Below are 17,269 nucleotides of genomic sequence, written 5' to 3' on the forward strand. Positions count from 1 at the left end.
GCAGGCATGAGTAGCGAAAGAAGGGTGAGAAACCCTTCCGCCGGATGACCAAGGGTTCCAGGGCCAGGCTAATCCGCCCTGGGTGAGTCGGGACCTAAGGCGAGGCCGAGAGGCGTAGTCGATGGACAACGGGTTGATATTCCCGTACCCGCGAAAGAGCGACCCTGATGAACCTCGTTGTGCTAACCACCCAAACCGGCGGCGACCTTCGGGTCAATGTTGGGGAGCGTGGGAACCTGGCGGGTAGTAGTCAAGCGATGGGGTGACGCAGGAAGGTAGCTGATCCCGGCCGGTGGTTGTGCCGGGGTAAGCGTGTAGGCCGTGCTGTAGGCAAATCCGCAGCACATGTAGGCTGAGACGTGATGCCGAGCCGATTCAGGTGAAGTCAGTGATCCTATGCTGCCGAGAAAAGCCTCTAGCGAGTTCTGAGCGGCCCGTACCCCAAACCGACACAGGTGGTCAGGTAGAGAATACCGAGGCGATCGGGCGAACTGTGGTTAAGGAACTCGGCAAATTGCCCCCGTAACTTAGGGAGAAGGGGGGCCGGAGACGTGAAGCCCCGCGCGGGTGGAGCGTTGTATGGCCGCAGAGAGCAGGGGGAAGCGACTGTTTACTAAAAACACAGGTCCATGCGAAGAAGTAATTCGATGTATATGGACTGACGCCTGCCCGGTGCTGGAACGTTAAGGGGACCTGTTAGCTCTTCGGGGCGAAGCGGAGAACTTAAGCGCCAGTAAACGGCGGTGGTAACTATAACCATCCTAAGGTAGCGAAATTCCTTGTCGGGTAAGTTCCGACCTGCACGAATGGCGTAACGACTTCCCCACTGTCTCAACCACAGGCCCGGCGAAATTGCATTACGAGTAAAGATGCTCGTTACGCGCGGCAGGACGGAAAGACCCCGGGACCTTTACTATAGCTTGACATTGGTATCCGAATTAGCTTGTGTAGGATAGGTGGGAGCCGGTGAAGTCCATACGCCAGTATGGGTGGAGGCAATCTTGAAATACCACTCTGGTTGATTTGGGTATCTAACTTCGGACCGTGATCCGGTTCAGGGACAGTGTCTGGTGGGTAGTTTAACTGGGGCGGTTGCCTCCTAAAGGGTAACGGAGGCGCCCAAAGGTTCCCTCAGCCTGGTTGGCAATCAGGTGTTGAGTGCAAGTACACAAGGGAGCTTGACTGTGAGACTGACAGGTCGAGCAGGGACGAAAGTCGGGACTAGTGATCCGGCACTTGCGTGTGGAAGCGGTGTCGCTCAACGGATAAAAGGTACCCCGGGGATAACAGGCTGATCTTCCCCAAGAGTCCATATCGACGGGATGGTTTGGCACCTCGATGTCGGCTCGTCGCATCCTGGGGCTGTAGCAGGTCCCAAGGGTTGGGCTGTTCGCCCATTAAAGCGGTACGCGAGCTGGGTTTAGAACGTCGTGAGACAGTTCGGTCCCTATCCGCCGTGCGCGTAGGATACTTGAGAAGGGCTGTCCCTAGTACGAGAGGACCGGGACGGACGAACCTCTGGTGTGCCAGTTGTCCCGCCAGGGGCACGGCTGGTTAGCTACGTTCGGAAGGGATAACCGCTGAAAGCATCTAAGCGGGAAGCTCGCTTCAAGATGAGGTATCCCACCACCCATTGGGTGGGTAAGGCCCCCAGCTAGACGACTGGGTTGATAGGCCGGAAATGTAAGCCCGGTAACGGGTTCAGTTGACCGGTACTAATAGGCCGAGGACTTGACTACTAAGCTGCTACGCGTCCACTGTGCAACTCACAGCAAACGAACAACAGACCACTGTGTGGTGTTGTTTGATATGTTGATAGAGTTACGGCGGTCATGGCGGAGGGGAAACGCCCGGTCACATTCCGAACCCGGAAGCTAAGCCCTCCAGCGCCGATGGTACTGCACTCGTGAGGGTGTGGGAGAGTAGGACACCGCCGGACAATCTTCCATTCAGGGCCACCCCACGAGGGGTGGCCCTGAATGCATTCCACCCTATTTTTGGCTCCGCCAGCTTTTGGTCTGGTTGCGGTTGGGGGTGTGGCCCCGCCGTGACCGGCTCCGGGCGGTCAGGCTTGATCCCTGCGCCGGTCACGGCGGGGCCACACCCCGATCCTGGTCACCGCCCGCCCGCCAGCAACAGCCTCCCGAAACCAACAAGGGGGCCGATCGCATGAACAAGGCGCTACTCAGATGAACAAAGGCGCTGTCAGCCCCGGGCCCGCCAACACCAACGACAGCCGCCGGACGCACGAGCGTCGCCGGATCAACCACCGACCCACACGCCCTTGACGACCAGGCGGCAGCCAAGCTGGACGGCTGCCCCTCGCTGTGCTGGACGTGTGCGGGGCGCCAGCGCTGCCCGGCGGAACCGCGGCCCAGGGGGGGGTGCCGGCGACCGAACCTGTCGTAGCGGGACGATGGCGCGGCCTCACCCGGTGGCAGCTGTCACGGTCACGTCACCGGTCAAATTGACCCGAACCGGCGAACACCGGTCGGTGGAAACCCCTCACCCAGCCGGGCTCGGGCGCGCACGCACCCATCTGCCACCCGCAAGTTCCCGCGGACCGGGACCACGACGAGGGTGTGGCCCGCCGTGCCCGGCGCAGGGATCAAGCCTGACCGCCCGGAGCCGGGCACGGCGGGCCATACCCCCAACCGCAACCACCCACGGCCGCCGAGCCGCCGGGTGAACCGCGCCCAAGCCCGCAACCGACCACGGCCGCAAGCGACGACGCCACGCCCCACCGCAACCACCCCGACGCGAACCCAGGCAGGACCAGCCACGGAGAGGCGCGTCAGTCGCGGGTCTGGACCTCGTCGCGGATGTTGCGGAGCAGCTCGCCGGACTGGTCGACCGGGCGGCCCGGGAACATCGCCATCACCACGCTGCCGTGGTCGGCCCAGCCGCAGATGGCGAAGTCGCCACCCTCGCCGCTGGTGCTGCCGCACTTCATCACGCCCCCGAACCGGCCCGCCGGCACCTCGCGCAGCCCGGTCACCTTGCCGGTCTCGTCCGACATCAGGCGGAAGAGGGTGTCCAGGTCGCGCTCCGGCTGCCAGAGCAGCGTGGTGCCACCGAAGATGAGCACCGACTTCCGCTCGTCGGCGGGGTCCCGGTAGACGGTGCCGAAGCTGCGGTCCAGGTCGATGTCGGCGGCGAAGCCGCTGCGCAGGTAGTCGGCGGTGCTGCGGGCCCGCTCGCTGTCGTCCCGGGTCAGGCCGGCCACCCGCTCCGGCGTGGCCAGGTCGGTGTCCTTCTGCTGGGCCACCCGCCAGCCGGCCGTGCTCAGCGCACCGGCGCCGGCCAGGCCGGCGACGAGCAGCGCCGCGAGCAGCACCTGCCGGCGCCGGGACCGGGGCCGCCGTTCGGCGGTCGCCTCCTGGTCCCGGTTGCTCAGCTGGATGGGCTCCTCGGTCAGGTCGATGGGCTCCCGCCCGTCGTCGACCGGGCGCTCGGTGAGATGTGCGTCGGACATAGCCGACACCGTACGCGAAGCACCGGTGGCGCACGTCAGGTCCGCGGAAGCGCTCCGTAGACTTTCAGGGTGACCGAGAGACTGGATGCCCGACGCCCCGACGCCCCGACCCTGGCCGGCCAGTACCAGCCGGGCGAGGTAGAGCAGCGACGGTACGAGCAGTGGGTAGCCGCCGGCCACTTCCGGGCGTCGGCGGAGAGCGACAAGCCCCCGTTCACCATCGTCATCCCGCCGCCGAACGTCACCGGCTCGCTGCACATGGGCCACGCGTTCGAGCACACGCTGATGGACGCCCTCACCCGGCGCAAGCGCATGCAGGGCTACGAGGCGCTCTGGCTGCCCGGCATGGACCACGCCGGCATCGCCACCCAGAACCTGGTGGAGCGGCAGCTCGCCACCGAGGGGCTGTCCCGGCACGACCTGGGCCGGGAGAAGTTCGTCGAGCGGGTCTGGCAGTGGAAGGCCGAGTCCGGCGGCGCGATCCTCGGCCAGATGCGCCGCCTCGGCGACGCCGTCGACTGGGACCGCGAGCGCTTCACCATGGACGAGGGCCTGTCCCGGGCCGTGCAGACCATGTTCAAGAAGCTCTTCGACGACGGGCTGATCTACCGGGCGAACCGGATCATCAACTGGTGCCCGCGTTGCCTCACCGCGCTCTCCGACATCGAGGTGGAGCACACCGACGACGAGGGCGAGCTCATCTCGATCCGCTACAGCGACGAGGTCGTGGTGGCCACCACCCGGGCCGAGACGATGCTCGGCGACACCGCTGTCGCAGTGCACCCGGAGGACGAGCGGTACCGGCACCTGATCGGCACGGAGGTGGCGCTGCCGCTCACCGACCGGCGGATCCCGATCGTCGCCGACGAGCACGTCGACCCGAGCTTCGGCACCGGCATGGTCAAGGTGACCCCGGCGCACGACCCGAACGACTTCGAGATCGGCCAGCGGCACGACCTGCCCGCCCTGACGATCATGGACGAGCGGGGCATCATCACCGCGCCCGGCCCGTTCGAGGGCCTGGACCGGTACGAGGCGCGCCCGGCGATCGTCGCCGCGCTGCGCGAGCAGGGCCTGATCGTCGCGGAGAAGCGGCCGTACCTGCACGCGGTGGGGCACTGCTCGCGGTGCAAGACCACCGTCGAGCCGCGGCTGTCGCTGCAGTGGTTCGTGAACACCGGGCCGCTCGCCCAGGCCGCCGGCGACGCGGTCCGCGACGGCCGGGTGAAGATCGAGCCGGCCGAGCTGGCCAAGCGCTACTTCGCCTGGGTCGACAACATGCACGACTGGTGCATCTCCCGCCAGCTCTGGTGGGGCCACCGCATCCCGGTCTGGTACGGCCCGAACGGCGAGATCGTGTGCGTCGGCCCGGACGAGGAGCCGCCGAGCGGCGAGGGCTGGCGGCAGGACGAGGACGTCCTGGACACCTGGTTCTCCAGCGGCCTGTGGCCGTTCTCCACCCTGGGCTGGCCGGAGCGAACCCCGGACCTGGCCAAGTTCTACCCGACCAGCGTGCTGGTCACCGGCTACGACATCCTCTTCTTCTGGGTCGCCCGGATGATGATGTTCGGCCTCTACGCGATGGACGGCGTGCAGCCGTTCGACGTGGTGGCGCTGCACGGCATGGTCCGCGACGAGCACGGCAAGAAGATGTCGAAGTCGTTCGGCAACGTGGTCGACCCGTTGGACTGGATCGACCGGTTCGGCGCCGACGCCACCCGGTTCACCCTGGCCCGGGGCGCCAACCCCGGCCAGGACGTGCCGGTCAGCGAGGAGTGGTGCCAGGGCTCCCGCAACTTCTGCAACAAGCTCTGGAACGCCACCCGGTTCGCGCTGCTGAACGGCGCGCACACCGGGGGGCCGCTGCCGGCCGCCGAGGCGTTGTCGACGGTCGACCGGTGGATCCTGTCCCGGCTGGCGCACGTCACCGCCGAGGTCGACGAGCAGTTCGAGGCGTACGAGTTCGCGAAGGTCTGCGACCTGCTGTACCACTTCGCCTGGGACGACGTCTGCGACTGGTACGTCGAGCTGAGCAAGCCGGTGCTGGCCGAGGGGGGACCGGCCGCCGAGGCCACCCGCCGGGTGCTCGGGCACGTGCTGGACCAGCTGCTGCGGCTGCTGCACCCGGTCATCCCGTTCGTCACCGAGGAGCTGTGGCTCGCCCTGACCGGCGGCGAGACGGTGATGACCGCCGCCTGGCCGACCGCCGACCGGGCGCTGCTCGACGACGCCGCCGAGGCCGAGGTCGGCACCCTGCAGCGGGTGGTCACCGAGGTCCGCCGGTTCCGTTCCGACCAGGGCCTGCGCCCCACCCAGCGGGTCGCCGCCCGACTCGACGGCCTGGCCGCCGCCGGGATCGCGGCGCACGAGCCGCTGATCCGGTCGCTGGCCCGGCTGGACGCGGCCGGTGACGACTTCCAGGCCAGCGCCACGCTGGCCATGCCCGGCTCGGTGAACGTCGCCCTGGACACCCGGGGCTCCATCGACGTGGCCGCCGAGCGGGCGCGACTCACCAAGGACCGCGCGGCGGCCGAGAAGGAGGCCGCGCAGGCCCGGGCCAAGCTGGACAACCCGGCGTTCGTCGGCAAGGCGCCGGAGCCCGTGGTAGCCAAGATCCGTGACCGGCTCGCGGTGGCCGAGGCCGACCTGGCCCGGATCGACGCGGCTCTGGAGGCGCTGCCCTCGTGACCGATCATGACTCGTTCGCCGAGGTCGAGGCCGAGCTGGCCGGCCGCGGCTTCACCCGGATGGTCTTCGAGCTGGACCGGATCCAGTCCGTGCTCGACCTGCTCGGCGACCCCCAGCGGGCCTACCCGGCGATCCACCTGACCGGGACCAACGGCAAGACCTCCACGGCCCGCATGATCGATTCGCTGTTGCGGGCGTTCGGGCTGCACACCGGTCGCTACACCAGCCCGCACCTGGAGACCGTCCGGGAGCGGATCAGCCTGGATGGCGAGCCGGTGAGCGAGGAGCGGTTCACCGCGACTTACCGGGAGGTCGAGCCGCTGGCCCGGCTGGTGGACGAGCGGTCGGCCGAGCCGCTGACCTACTTCGACATGACCACCGCGCTGGCGTTCGCCACCTTCGCCGACGCTCCGGTGGACGTGGCGGTGGTCGAGGTGGGTCTCGGCGGCGCCGAGGACTCGACGAACGTGATCCAGGCCGGGGTCGCGGTGATCACGCCGATCGGGCTGGACCACACGGAGTGGCTCGGCGACACGGTCGAGGACATCGCCCTGCACAAGGCCGGCATCATCCACAAGGGCGCGACGGTCATCTCGGCGGCGCAGGAGGAGGAAGCGGCCCGCCCGATCCTGGAGCGCTGCGCCGAGGTGGGCGCGACCATCGCCCGCGAGGGCTCCGAGTTCGGGGTGCTCCGCCGGGCGGTCGCCGTCGGCGGCCAGGTGCTCACCCTGCAGGGCCTGGGCGGCGTCTACGAGGAGGTGTTCGTCCCGTTGCACGGCGCCCACCAGGCGCAGAACGCGGCGGTGGCGCTCGCCGCCGTCGAGGCGTTCCTCGGTGCCGGCGCGCGGCGGCAGTTGGACGTGGAGACGGTCCGCGAGGGGTTCGCGGCGGCCAGTTCGCCGGGGCGGCTGGAGCGGGTCCGCAGCGCGCCGACGATCCTGCTCGACGGGGCGCACAACCCGCAGGGCATGGCCGCCACGGTCACCGCGCTGCAGGAGGAGTTCGCGTTCAGCAAGCTGGTCGCGGTGCTCGGCGTGCTCGCCGACAAGGACGCGGCCAGCCTGCTGGAGCTGCTGGAGCCGGTGGTCGACCAGGTGGTGGTGACCCGGAACAGCTCGCCGCGGGCGATGCCGGCCCGGGAGTTGGCCGCGCTGGCCGCCGAGGTGTTCGGCCCGGACCGGGTGGAGGTGGCCGAGGAGATGCCGGACGCGATCGAGGCGGCGGTGGCGCTGGCCGAGGAGGACGTGCCGGGCGAGCTGAGCGGGGTCGGCGTACTGATCACGGGTTCGGTGGTGACCGTGGCCGACGCCCGCCGGCTGCTGAAGCGATGACCGGCCCGGAGCACCCGCGGGCGGACGCCGCGGGCGAGCCGGCCGGCGCCGAGGCCCCGGACGGCCCCGCCGCGGGCGGACCGCGGCGGTCGGGGCTGCGGAACCCGGAGCGGGCGGTACGCGGCCTGGGCGCCGGCACGCTGAGCCTGGAGGCGTTGGTGCTGCTGCTCGCCATCCAGCCGATCCGGGTGGTCGGCGGCGACCTGAGCGGCACCGCGATCGGCGCGGTGGTGGCGCTGGCCGTGGCGGCGGTGGTGCTGGCCGGCATGATGCGCCGACCGTGGGCCTGGCACGCGGGCACCGCCCTGCAGGGGTTGCTGATGCTGGCCGGCCTGCTGCACTGGTCGCTGTTCGCGCTGGGCGTCATCTTCGCCCTGGTCTGGGCGTACGCCCTGCACGTGCGCCGGGTCATCCTCGGCTGAGCGCGGCCCGGCCCGGTCGGCCGGGGGTCAGGCCTCGGCGCGTTCCCGCCACTGGGTCAGCGCGATGCCGTGGCCGTCCGGGTCGCGGAAGGCGGCCGCCCACACCTCCAGCCTGCTGCCCCGGTTGACCACCCTCGGCGCGTAGGTGAACCGCACGCCGGAGTCGCGCATCCGGTCGTACGCGGCCTGGATGTCGTCGACCTCGAGGTTGACGTGCACCACCCGCCGGTTCACCGCCGCCGCCTCGGTGTTCTCGCGCAGCACCAGGCGGGTCGCGCCGGAGGCGAGCACGGCGTTGCCGCTGCCCCGGTCGACCTCGGTGAAGCCGAGCACGTCCCGGTAGAACGCCAGCGAGCGGGACAGGTCGGTGACCAGCAGGGTGAGCCCCACCCCGCTGATCGGCGCGGCCGGGTCGGCCGGCGCGGCGTCCGGGTCGAAACCGAAGATCGCCTCGTCCAGTTCCTCCGGGGTGACCGCCTCGGCGCGCGGCCGGGGCGGCGGCAGCGGGTCGTCCAGCGGCAGGTCGATCGGGTCGAGCGGCTCCGCCGCCGGCGATTCGAACCGCTCCTCGGCGGGCGGGCGCGGGGCCGGGGTGGCCCGGCGGGGCAGGGTGCCGCTCTCCGTCGACTGCTCCACCACGGTGCCCTCCAGCACCACCGGGCCGCCGGGGCGTTGGTGCATCCGCACCGGCTCGCGCTCGTCGGCGGGCGGGCCGAGCTCGTCGACCAGCGGGTCCGGCCCGAGCGGGTCGCGCGGGTCGTCGCGCAGGTCGTCCTCGGGGGCCCGGTCGGCCCACGGTGGGGCCTCCTGCTGGATCAGCACCTCCTCCACCGGCTCGGCGCCGGCGTACTCGGGCGGGAGGTCGGCGACCGCCTCGGCGGTCTCGCTGTGGGTGGGCACCTCGTCCCAGAGGACCCGGACGTGTCGCTGGTCGTCCAGCGCCACCCGGATCGGCAGGGTCTGGCCGAGCGAGGGCCACTTGGCCACCGGCACCCGCGGCTCGATGATCTTCTTGGAGCGCGGTGGCAGGCCCGGGGCGTCGATCACCAGTTGCAGCTCGCAGCGGCCGAAGGCGTACTGGGTGGGTGGCTCGGAGGCGCTGTGCACGTGCCCGACGCCGACCACCCAGGTGCGCCCGCCGCCGCGTACCGTGGCCAGCGCGATGGCCAGCACCAGCAGGGCCACCCCGAGCGCCACGATCGCCCAGCTGGTCATGCCGAGGCCGAAGAGGATCACGAAGGTGGCCACGGTGCCGAGCACCGCGGCGATCAGCTTGCGTACCGGCGCGATGGGTCGGTTCCCGCCATTCGCCACTGTGGACCTCCCGGGGGTCAAGGGCCAGGCTAGGCCGGACCGGTGGCCGGGGGAAAGACCGGCCGCCGCGCCGGCGCCGGGACCGGGTCGCTAGGCTGACCGTACCCAGCAGGACGGTCTTGCGCGCACAGGAGGAACCCAGCGTGTCCAGCAGCAGCCCGGATGAGCGCACCCTCGTACTGATCAAGCCGGACGCGGTGCGCCGCGGGCTGGTCGGCGAGGTCATCTCCCGCTTCGAGCGCAAGGGGCTGCGGATCGACGCGATGGTGACCCGGACGATGGACGCCGCGCTGGCCGACGAGCACTACGCCGAGCACGTCGACAAGCCGTTCTACCCGCCGCTGAAGGACTTCATGACCGGCGGCCCGCTGGTCGCCCTGGTGCTCTCCGGCGACCAGGTCATCGACGTGGTGCGCGGGCTGGTCGGCGCGACCGACGGGCGCAAGGCGGCCGCCGGCACCATCCGCGGCGACTTCTCGCTGTCCAACCGGGAGAACCTGGTGCACGCCTCCGACTCCCCGGACAGCGCCAAGCGGGAGATCGCGCTCTGGTTCCCCGAGCTGGGCTGACGCGAGCTGGGCTGACGCGAGCTGGGCTGACGCGTCACCGCGTCCGGCGCGGCGCCCGGCGGCCGACCTGACCGGCCCGGCCCGGGCCGGGAACCGGGACGCGACCGGGATGGTCGGCGGCGCCGGGCCGGGCGGGCTCCGGGCTCAGTCGGTGCGGGCCGGGAGCTTGTCCGGGTTCCCCACCACGTAGAGCCCGGTGATCCGGCCGCCGGCGGCGGCCACGGTGAGCGCGTACCGGCTGCCGTCGGGGCGGACGACCAGCGCGGCCGGCTGGCCGTTGAGTTCCAGCCGGCGTACCGAGAACGGGACGCCGCCGTAGATGCCGGCGAAGAAGCGGGCGATCCGATCCGCGCCGGTGACCGGGTTGCGGGCCGCCTTCACCCGCCCGCCGCCGTCGGTCCAGGCGGTGGCGTCCGCGGCGACCAGCCCGGTCAGCGCCGCCAGGTCGCCGTCGCGGGCGGCGGCGAGGAAGGCGTCCAGCAGCCGTTCCTGCTCGGCCCGGTCGACGGTGAACCGGCGCCGGTCCTGCCCGATCCGGGCCACCGCGCGGTGGTGCAGCTGCCGGCAGTCGGCCGGCGACCGGTCCAGGATCTCCGCGATCTCGGCGTACGGCAGCTCGAAGGCGGTGTGCAGGACGTAGACCGCCCGCTCCGGCGGGCTGAGCCGCTCCAGCAGGTGCAGCAGCGCGGTGGCCAGCGTGTCGCGCTGCTCGGCGCGGTCCAGCGGCCCGAACGGCGAGGGCGCGGTCGGCACCGGCTCGGGCAGCCACGGGCCGACGTACGCCTCCCGGGCGGCCTGCCGGGCCCGGAGCCGGTCCAGGGCCAGTCGGGTGACCACCCGGGACAGGTACCGGCGCGGCTCGGCCACTGCCGCCCGGTCGACGGCCAGCCACCGCAGGTAGGCGTCCTGAAGCACGTCCTCCGCGTCGTGCCGGCTGCCGAGCAGGCGGTAGGCGAGGCCGAGCAGCATCGGCCGGTGCGCCTCGAGCGCACCGGCCGCCTGCTGCGCTGCGAGCGTGGTCACACGGTCAGCGGGGGCTGCTTCCGGGTGGTCACGGCGATCCGGTTCCACACGTTGATTGTGGCGATCGCCATGACCAGGTCGGCCAGTTCCCGCTCCGACCACACCTTCGCCGCGGCGTCCCAGACGTCGTCCGGCACGCCGTGCTCGCCGAGCCGGGTGACCGCGTCGGTGAGGGCGAGCGCGGTGCGCTCCCGCTCGGTGAAGAACGGCGCCTCCCGCCACGCGGCCACCGCGAACAGCCGGCGGGTCGACTCGCCTGAGTCGAGGGCGTCCCGGGTGTGCATGTCGACGCAGAACGAGCAGCCGTTCAACATCGAGGCCCGGATCTTGACCAGCTCCAGCACGGTGTGCTCGACGTTGGCCCGGACGTACTTCTCCAGCCCCAGCACGGCGTGGTACGCCTCCGGCGCCACCTCGGCCGCATCCATCCGCTGCATGACGAACCTCCCTGGTCGGTGGTGTGACACCGACACGACGACGCGGCGGGGGCGCGGCGTGACGGTCGGGCCTGTGATCCCGGTCATGCCGGGCGCGCCACGCGGGGGGCCGGCGGGACCCGGGATGGGGAATAGTCACGGGCGCGGGGTGCCGGGGGTCGAGTATTCTTGGCGACCGTAAGGCGATGACCCGGCCATCACCGGCGAGCCTCCGGAAGAACAGCCGGGTGACCGGCCCAGTAGAACCGGACGGGTCCGGCCCGTCACAGCCGGCCAACGAGCGGGCGGTCGATCCTGACCGCCAAGCGGGGTGGTACCGCGGGCCCACCCGGGGCGCCGACAGGCGTACCGGAACGGCTCGTCCTCGCAGACCCACACGACGCGTGAGCTGCTGAGGAGAGCGACCCCCGATGGCCTATCCGTTGCACGACCCGACCGCCGCCGGCGTGCCGGCGAGCCCGGACCTGCCCGCGGTCGAGCGCCGGGTGCTGGAGCACTGGACGGCCGACAAGACCTTCGAGGCCAGTGTCGAGGCCCGTCCCGCCGGCACCGACGGCAAGAACGAGTACGTCTTCTACGACGGCCCGCCGTTCGCCAACGGCCTGCCGCACTACGGCCACCTGTTCACCGGCTACGTCAAGGACGTGGTGCCGCGCTACCAGACCATGCGCGGCAAGCACGTGGAGCGGCGCTTCGGCTGGGACTGCCACGGCCTGCCCGCCGAGGTGGTCGCCGAGAAGCAGCTCGGCATCACCAGCAAGGCGGAGATCCTCGACCTCGGCGTGGCCCGGTTCAACGAGGCCTGCCGCACCTCGGTGCTGGAGTTCACCCAGGACTGGGAGCGGTACGTCACCCGACAGGCCCGCTGGGTCGACTTCGCCAACGACTACAAGACCCTCGACCTGGACTACATGGAAAGCGTCATGTGGGCCTTCAAGACCCTGCACGACAAGGGTCTGGTCTACGAGGGCTTCCGGGTGCTGGCGTACTGCTGGCGCTGCGAGACGCCGTTGTCGAACACCGAGACCCGGATGGACGACGTCTACAAGGACCGGCACGACCCCACCCTGTCGGTGTGGTTCGCGCTGACCCCGGACGAGTCCGCGCCGGAGCTGGTGCGCGGTCCGGTGCGGCTGGGCGTCTGGACCACCACGCCGTGGACGCTGCCGTCCAACCTGGCGCTCGCCGTCGGCCCGGACATCGAGTACGCGGTGCTGGAGCGCGACGGCGACCGCTACCTGGTCGGCGCCGCCCGGCTCGGCGCGTACGCCAAGGAGCTGGAGGGGTACCAGCAGGTCGGCACGGTGCGCGGCGCGGACCTGGTCGGGCGCCGGTACACCCCGCTCTACGACTTCCTCGTCGAGCAGGCCGGCCCGAACGCGTACCAGGTGCTCGGCGCGGACTTCGTCACCACCGAGGACGGCACCGGGATCGTGCACCTGGCCCCGGCGTTCGGTGAGGAGGACCAGAACGCCTGCAACGCCGCCGGCATCCCGACCGTCGTCACGGTGGACGACCACACCCGGTTCACCGCGCTGGTCCCGCCGTACCAGGGCGAGCAGGTCTTCGACGTGAACAAGCCGGTGATCCGGGAGCTCAAGGAGCGGGGGGTGGTGCTCAAGCAGGACACCTACACCCACTCCTACCCGCACTGCTGGCGCTGCGACACCCCGCTGGTCTACAAGGCGGTGTCGTCGTGGTTCGTCGCGGTCACCAGGTTCAAGGACCGGATGGTCGAGCTGAACCAGCAGATCAACTGGACGCCGGGGCACATCAAGGACGGCTCGTTCGGCAAGTGGCTGGCCAACGCCCGGGACTGGTCGATCAGCCGGAACCGGTTCTGGGGCTCGCCGATCCCGGTGTGGAAGTCCGACGACCCGAACTACCCGCGGGTGGACGTCTACGGCTCGCTGGAGCAGATCGAGCAGGACTTCGGCGTACGCCTGACCGACCTGCACCGGCCGGCGGTGGACGAGCTGGTCCGCCCCAACCCGGACGACCCGACCGGCAAGTCGATGATGCGCCGGGTGCCGGAGGTGCTGGACTGCTGGTTCGAGTCCGGCTCGATGCCGTTCGCCCAGGTGCACTACCCGTTCGAGAACCGCGACTGGTTCGAGCACCACTACCCGGGCGACTTCATCGTCGAGTACATCGGACAGACCCGCGGTTGGTTCTACACCATGCACGTGCTGGCCACCGCGCTGTTCGACCGGCCCGCGTTCCGCAACTGCCTCAGCCACGGCATCCTGCTCGGCTCCGACGGGCGCAAGATGTCCAAGAGCCTGCGCAACTACCCGGACGTCTACCACGTCTTCGACTCGTACGGGTCGGACGCGATGCGCTGGATGCTGATGTCCTCGCCGGTGCTGCGCGGCGGCGACATGGCGGTCACCGAGGCGGGCATCCGGGACGCGGTGCGTCAGGTGCTGCTGCCGCTGTGGAACGTCTGGTACTTCTTCTCGCTCTATGCCAACGCGGACGGGTACCAGGCGCGCCGTCGGACCGACAGCAGCCACCTGCTCGACCGGTACGTGCTGGCGAAGACCCGGGAGCTGGTCGACACGGTCCAGGCGCAGCTGGACGCGTACGACATCTCCGGCGCCTGCGCCACCGTGCGGTCCTACCTGGACGCGCTGACCAACTGGTACGTGCGCCGTTCCCGGGACCGCTTCTGGGCCGGTGACCACAACGCGTTCGACACCCTGTGGACGGTGCTGGAGACGCTCTGCCGGGTGGTGGCGCCGCTGGCGCCGCTGACCGCCGAGGAGATCTGGCGCGGGCTCACCGGCGAGCGGTCGGTGCACCTGACCGACTGGCCGGACGCCACCGGGTTCCCGGCCGACCACGACCTGGTGGCGGCGATGGACGACACCCGGGCGGTCGCCTCGGCGGCGCTGTCGCTGCGCAAGGCGAAGGGCCTGCGGGTCCGGCTGCCGCTGTCCCGGCTGACCGTCGCCTCCCCGGCGGCGGAGCAGCTGCGGCCGTTCGCCGACCTGGTCGCCGACGAGGTCAACGTCAAGGCGGTGGAGTTCACCGACGAGGTGTCCGCGTACTGCCAGCAGGTGCTGACCGTGGTGCCCCGGGCGCTCGGGCCGCGGGTCGGCAAGCAGGTGCAGCAGGTCATCAAGGCGGTCAAGGCGGGGGAGTGGGAGCTGGTCGACGGCGCCCCGGTCGCCGCCGGGGTCACCCTCGCCGAGGGCGAGTACGAGCTGCGCCTGGTCGCCGCCGACGCCGAGCACTCCGCGCCGCTGCCCGGCGGCGAGGGCGTGGTCGTGCTGGACACCGAGGTCACCCCGGAACTGGCCGCCGAAGGGCTGGCCCGGGACGTGGTGCGGGTCGTGCAGCAGGCCCGCCGGGACGCCGACCTGGACGTCTCGGACCGGATCGTGGTGGCGCTGTCGGCGTCCGAGGAGGTGCGCGCGGCGGTGGCCGGGTTCGCGGACTTCGTGGCCCGCGAGGTGCTGGCCGACCAGGTCGACGTCGTGGAGGGCGTCGAGGGGTTCACCGGCGAGGTCGGTGAGGGCGATCGGGTGACGGTCGCCGTTCGCCGGGTATGAGAATCGGGTGAGCCGGCCGGAGGGGGTTCTTCCGTCGCGTTCGCGCTGCGGAGGGGCCCCTTCCGGCCCTTCGCCGCCCACCCGGACCAGCCCGCGGACCGCCCGCCACCCGCGCGGGGTGTCCGGGGGACGTCCGCTACGGTGACAGCGCCCGACCAGCCCGACCGCCGGAGGATCCGTGCCCCTGCTCTACACCATCGGCAAGCTCACCGTGGCGCCCGCGCTCCGGTTGGCCTGGCGTCCCACCGTGGAGGGGCTGGAGCACATCCCGCCGACCGGCGGGGCGATCTTCGCCGCCAACCACCTGTCGGTCGCCGACGAGCTGCTGCTGGGCACGGTGGTGCCCCGGCACCTGGCGTTCTGGGCAAAGTCGGACTACTTCAAGGGCACCGGGCTGCGCGGCTGGTTCAGCAAGGCGGTGCTCACCGGCCTCGGCGCGATCCCGGTCGAGCGGGCCGGCGGGCGGGCGGCGCTGTCGGCGTTCGACGCGGCGATCCCCGCGCTCAAGGGCGGTGACCTGGTGGTGGTCTACCCGGAGGGGACCCGGTCGCCGGACGGCCGGCTCTACCGCGGGCGCACCGGGGTGGCCCGGCTGGCGGTCGCCGCGCAGGTGCCGGTGATCCCGGTCGGCACCATCGGCACCGAGAAGGTCCAGCCGATCGGCGCCCGGATGCCCCGGCTGCTGCCGGCGGACATCACCATCCGGTTCGGCAAGCCGCTGGACTTCACCGGCCGGCCGGACGACCGGACGTCGCTGCGGGCGATGACCGACGAGGTGATGAGCGAGATCCAGAAGCTCACCGGCCAGGAGTACGTGTCGCGGTACGCCCCGCCGCGGGCGCACCCGGCCACCCCCGGCGACACCCCGGTCTGACGACGGCCGGCCCGGCCGCTGCTGATCCCCGCCCGGCCGCTGCCTAGCCCCGGTCCGATCCCGGTCCGGCCTCGGCCCGGCCCGCCTGGTCCGGTCACGGCGGCTGGTCGCCGCGGCGTCTCTCCTGGTCGAGCACCTGGTCGACGTCGGGCAGCCGGTCGAGCTGGGCCAGCTGCCGGGCCATCCGGGCGTTGGGCGGGAGCCGGTTGCGGTCGCGGGCCAGCAGGGCCCAGTAGCCGGCGGTGAACGGGCAGGCGTCCGCGCCGAGGCGCTGGCGCGGGTCGTACCGGCAGCCGCCGCAGTAGTCGCTCATCCGATTGATGTATGCGCCGCCGGCCACGTACGGCTTGCGGTCCAGGTCGGCGTACCGGCTCATACCGAGCACGTTCACCGGCATCGCCCAGGCGTAGCCGTCGACGAAGCCGCGGTGGAAGAGGTCGACCAGCTCGGCGGCGCGCCAGCCGCGTTGCACGGCGTAGTTGCCGAGCACCAGCAGCCGGGGGACGTGCTGCACCCAGCCGTGCTCCCGCAGGTCACCGAGGACGTCCGACAGGCAGCGCGCCCGTACCGCGTCGGCGTCCAGGTCGCGGAACCAGTCCGGCACCGACCGGCGGCCGGCCAGCTCGTCACGGCCGGGGTGGCCGTGGCCGAAGTACCAGTACAGGTTCCACACGTAGTCGCGCCAGCCCAGCACCTGGCGGATGAAGCCCTCCACGCCGGCCAGCGGGGCGCCGTTCCGGCGGTAGGCCCGTTCGGCGGCGCGCACCGCCTGCACCGGGTCGAGCAGGCCGAGGTTGAACGAGGACGACAGCGCGCTGTGCGCCATCCACGGGTCGTCGGCGAGCATGGCGTCGGCGTACCGGCCGAAGTGGGCCAGCCGGTGTCGGAGGAAGTGCCGCAGCCGGGCCGTCGCCTCCCGGGTGGTGGCCGGGAACCGGCGCGGTCCGTCCCGCCCGACGAACCGGACGCCCTCCCGCTCCCACCGGTCCAGGTCGGCCCGGACCTCGGCGTCGATGTCGTCCTCCGTCGGCATCGGCGGGGGCGGCAGGTCGAGCCGGCGGGCGCCCTTCGGTGGTGGCTCCCGGTTCTCCGGGGCCACGCTCCACCGCCCGCCGACCGGCTCGCCGCCGTCGACCAGCACCCCGTGGTGCTCCCGGGCGAACCGGTAGAACGCCTCCATCCGCAGGGCGCCCCGGCGGCCGTCCGCCCACTCGGCGAAGTCGTCGACCGCAGTGACGAAACCCCGGGGCGGCAGCACGGTGACCCGGTCCAGACTCCGGACGAACGCCAGCGCGGCCCGGGAGGTGGGGTGGCACACCTCCAGTGGCTCGCGGACCCCGCGCAGCGCCTGCCGGTACGTCTCGGTGCGCAGGAAGATCGCCTGGTCGCCCAGCTCGGCGGCGCGGTGGCGCAGCGCGGACAGCACCAGGTGGGCCTTCTGCCGGTGGTACGCGCGCCGGCGGAAGACCGCCTTCGACTCGATCAGCAGGACCGGTTGGTGGCGGTGGTCGAGGAAGTGCGGCCCCAGCTGGTCGGCGAAGAGCCAACGCCGCGACATGCCCCGATTATGGCCGGTTTA

General features: G+C 71.3%; 11 protein-coding genes and 2 rRNA genes (1 of these 13 only partly in view). 8 read left to right on the plus strand and 5 right to left on the minus strand.

What is annotated here, in order from left to right:
* Both GA0070609_RS02940 and rrf read left to right on the plus strand, forming a co-directional pair.
* Nucleotides 1–1,739, plus strand: a 23S ribosomal RNA gene (locus tag GA0070609_RS02940) (it extends 1,373 nt beyond the left edge of the window).
* Nucleotides 1,740–1,822: 83 nt separating this feature from the next.
* Nucleotides 1,823–1,939, plus strand: a 5S ribosomal RNA gene (rrf, locus tag GA0070609_RS02945).
* A gap of 855 nt (nt 1,940–2,794) precedes the next feature.
* On the opposite strand, the gene GA0070609_RS02950 is transcribed toward rrf, so the two are convergent.
* A complete protein-coding gene (locus GA0070609_RS02950) occupies nt 2,795–3,475 on the minus strand; it encodes a hypothetical protein (RefSeq protein ID WP_088992366.1) in 681 nt (226 codons plus the stop codon).
* Nucleotides 3,476–3,544: 69 nt separating this feature from the next.
* Here GA0070609_RS02950 and GA0070609_RS02955 point away from each other — a divergent pair, with 69 nt between their 5' ends.
* The 3 genes from GA0070609_RS02955 to GA0070609_RS02965 are packed head-to-tail and all read left to right on the plus strand — an operon-like array spanning nt 3,545 to nt 7,916.
* Nucleotides 3,545–6,163, plus strand: coding sequence for a valine--tRNA ligase (locus GA0070609_RS02955; RefSeq protein WP_088992367.1), 2,619 nt, complete (start codon nt 3,545–3,547; stop codon nt 6,161–6,163).
* The gene (locus tag GA0070609_RS02960; RefSeq protein ID WP_088992368.1) at nt 6,160–7,494 is read left to right on the plus strand and encodes a bifunctional folylpolyglutamate synthase/dihydrofolate synthase; all 1,335 of its coding nucleotides are present in this window, start codon (nt 6,160–6,162) and stop codon (nt 7,492–7,494) included. The genes GA0070609_RS02955 and GA0070609_RS02960 overlap by 4 nt, the downstream gene beginning before the upstream one ends.
* On the plus strand, nt 7,491–7,916 hold the full coding sequence (locus GA0070609_RS02965) for a DUF4233 domain-containing protein (RefSeq protein WP_088992369.1): 426 nt from the start codon (nt 7,491–7,493) through the stop codon (nt 7,914–7,916). Before GA0070609_RS02960 ends, GA0070609_RS02965 begins: the two co-directional genes overlap by 4 nt.
* Nucleotides 7,917–7,943: 27 nt before the next feature.
* Here the strand turns inward: GA0070609_RS02965 and GA0070609_RS02970 are convergent, their stop codons facing one another.
* Nucleotides 7,944–9,230 (minus strand): VOC family protein, encoded by a 1,287-nt coding sequence (locus GA0070609_RS02970; protein ID WP_088992370.1) that lies wholly within the window; start codon nt 9,228–9,230, stop codon nt 7,944–7,946.
* 143 nt (nt 9,231–9,373) lie between these two features.
* Here GA0070609_RS02970 and ndk point away from each other — a divergent pair, with 143 nt between their 5' ends.
* A complete protein-coding gene (gene ndk, locus GA0070609_RS02975; protein ID WP_088992371.1) occupies nt 9,374–9,799 on the plus strand; it encodes a nucleoside-diphosphate kinase in 426 nt (141 codons plus the stop codon).
* A 144-nt stretch (nt 9,800–9,943) separates the two neighbouring features.
* Here ndk and sigJ read toward each other — a convergent pair whose 3' ends face one another.
* Both sigJ and GA0070609_RS02985 read right to left on the minus strand, forming a co-directional pair.
* A complete protein-coding gene (sigJ, locus tag GA0070609_RS02980; RefSeq protein WP_231928513.1) occupies nt 9,944–10,822 on the minus strand; it encodes an RNA polymerase sigma factor SigJ in 879 nt (292 codons plus the stop codon).
* On the minus strand, nt 10,819–11,259 hold the full coding sequence (locus tag GA0070609_RS02985) for a carboxymuconolactone decarboxylase family protein (protein ID WP_088992372.1): 441 nt from the start codon (nt 11,257–11,259) through the stop codon (nt 10,819–10,821). Before GA0070609_RS02985 ends, sigJ begins: the two co-directional genes overlap by 4 nt.
* A 410-nt stretch (nt 11,260–11,669) precedes the next feature.
* Between GA0070609_RS02985 and ileS the strand changes: the two genes are divergently transcribed.
* Both ileS and GA0070609_RS02995 read left to right on the plus strand, forming a co-directional pair.
* Entirely contained in the window at nt 11,670–14,816 is a 3,147-nt protein-coding gene (gene ileS, locus GA0070609_RS02990) for an isoleucine--tRNA ligase (protein ID WP_088992373.1), read from the plus strand.
* A gap of 178 nt (nt 14,817–14,994) precedes the next feature.
* Nucleotides 14,995–15,690, plus strand: coding sequence for a lysophospholipid acyltransferase family protein (locus GA0070609_RS02995; protein WP_088992374.1), 696 nt, complete (start codon nt 14,995–14,997; stop codon nt 15,688–15,690).
* Between the two features lie 94 nt (nt 15,691–15,784).
* Here GA0070609_RS02995 and GA0070609_RS03000 read toward each other — a convergent pair whose 3' ends face one another.
* Complete coding sequence (locus GA0070609_RS03000) at nt 15,785–17,248, minus strand: cryptochrome/photolyase family protein (RefSeq protein WP_088992375.1); 1,464 nt, start codon at nt 17,246–17,248, stop codon at nt 15,785–15,787.
* Nucleotides 17,249–17,269: the final 21 nt, after the last annotated feature.

The sequence above is a fragment of the Micromonospora echinaurantiaca genome (genome assembly GCF_900090235.1).
GTDB lineage: Bacteria > Actinomycetota > Actinomycetes > Mycobacteriales > Micromonosporaceae > Micromonospora > Micromonospora echinaurantiaca.

Excerpts from the sequence above, each read along its gene's own strand:
- GA0070609_RS02965 (WP_088992369.1), top strand. The coding sequence starts at position 7,491 with ATGACCGGCCCGGAGCACCCGCGGGCGGACGCCGCGGGCGAGCCGGCC.
- GA0070609_RS02985 (WP_088992372.1), bottom strand. The coding sequence starts at position 11,259 with ATGCAGCGGATGGATGCGGCCGAGGTGGCGCCGGAGGCGTACCACGCC.
- GA0070609_RS02950 (WP_088992366.1), bottom strand. The coding sequence starts at position 3,475 with ATGTCCGACGCACATCTCACCGAGCGCCCGGTCGACGACGGGCGGGAG.
- GA0070609_RS03000 (WP_088992375.1), bottom strand. The coding sequence starts at position 17,248 with ATGTCGCGGCGTTGGCTCTTCGCCGACCAGCTGGGGCCGCACTTCCTC.
- ileS (WP_088992373.1), top strand. The coding sequence starts at position 11,670 with ATGGCCTATCCGTTGCACGACCCGACCGCCGCCGGCGTGCCGGCGAGC.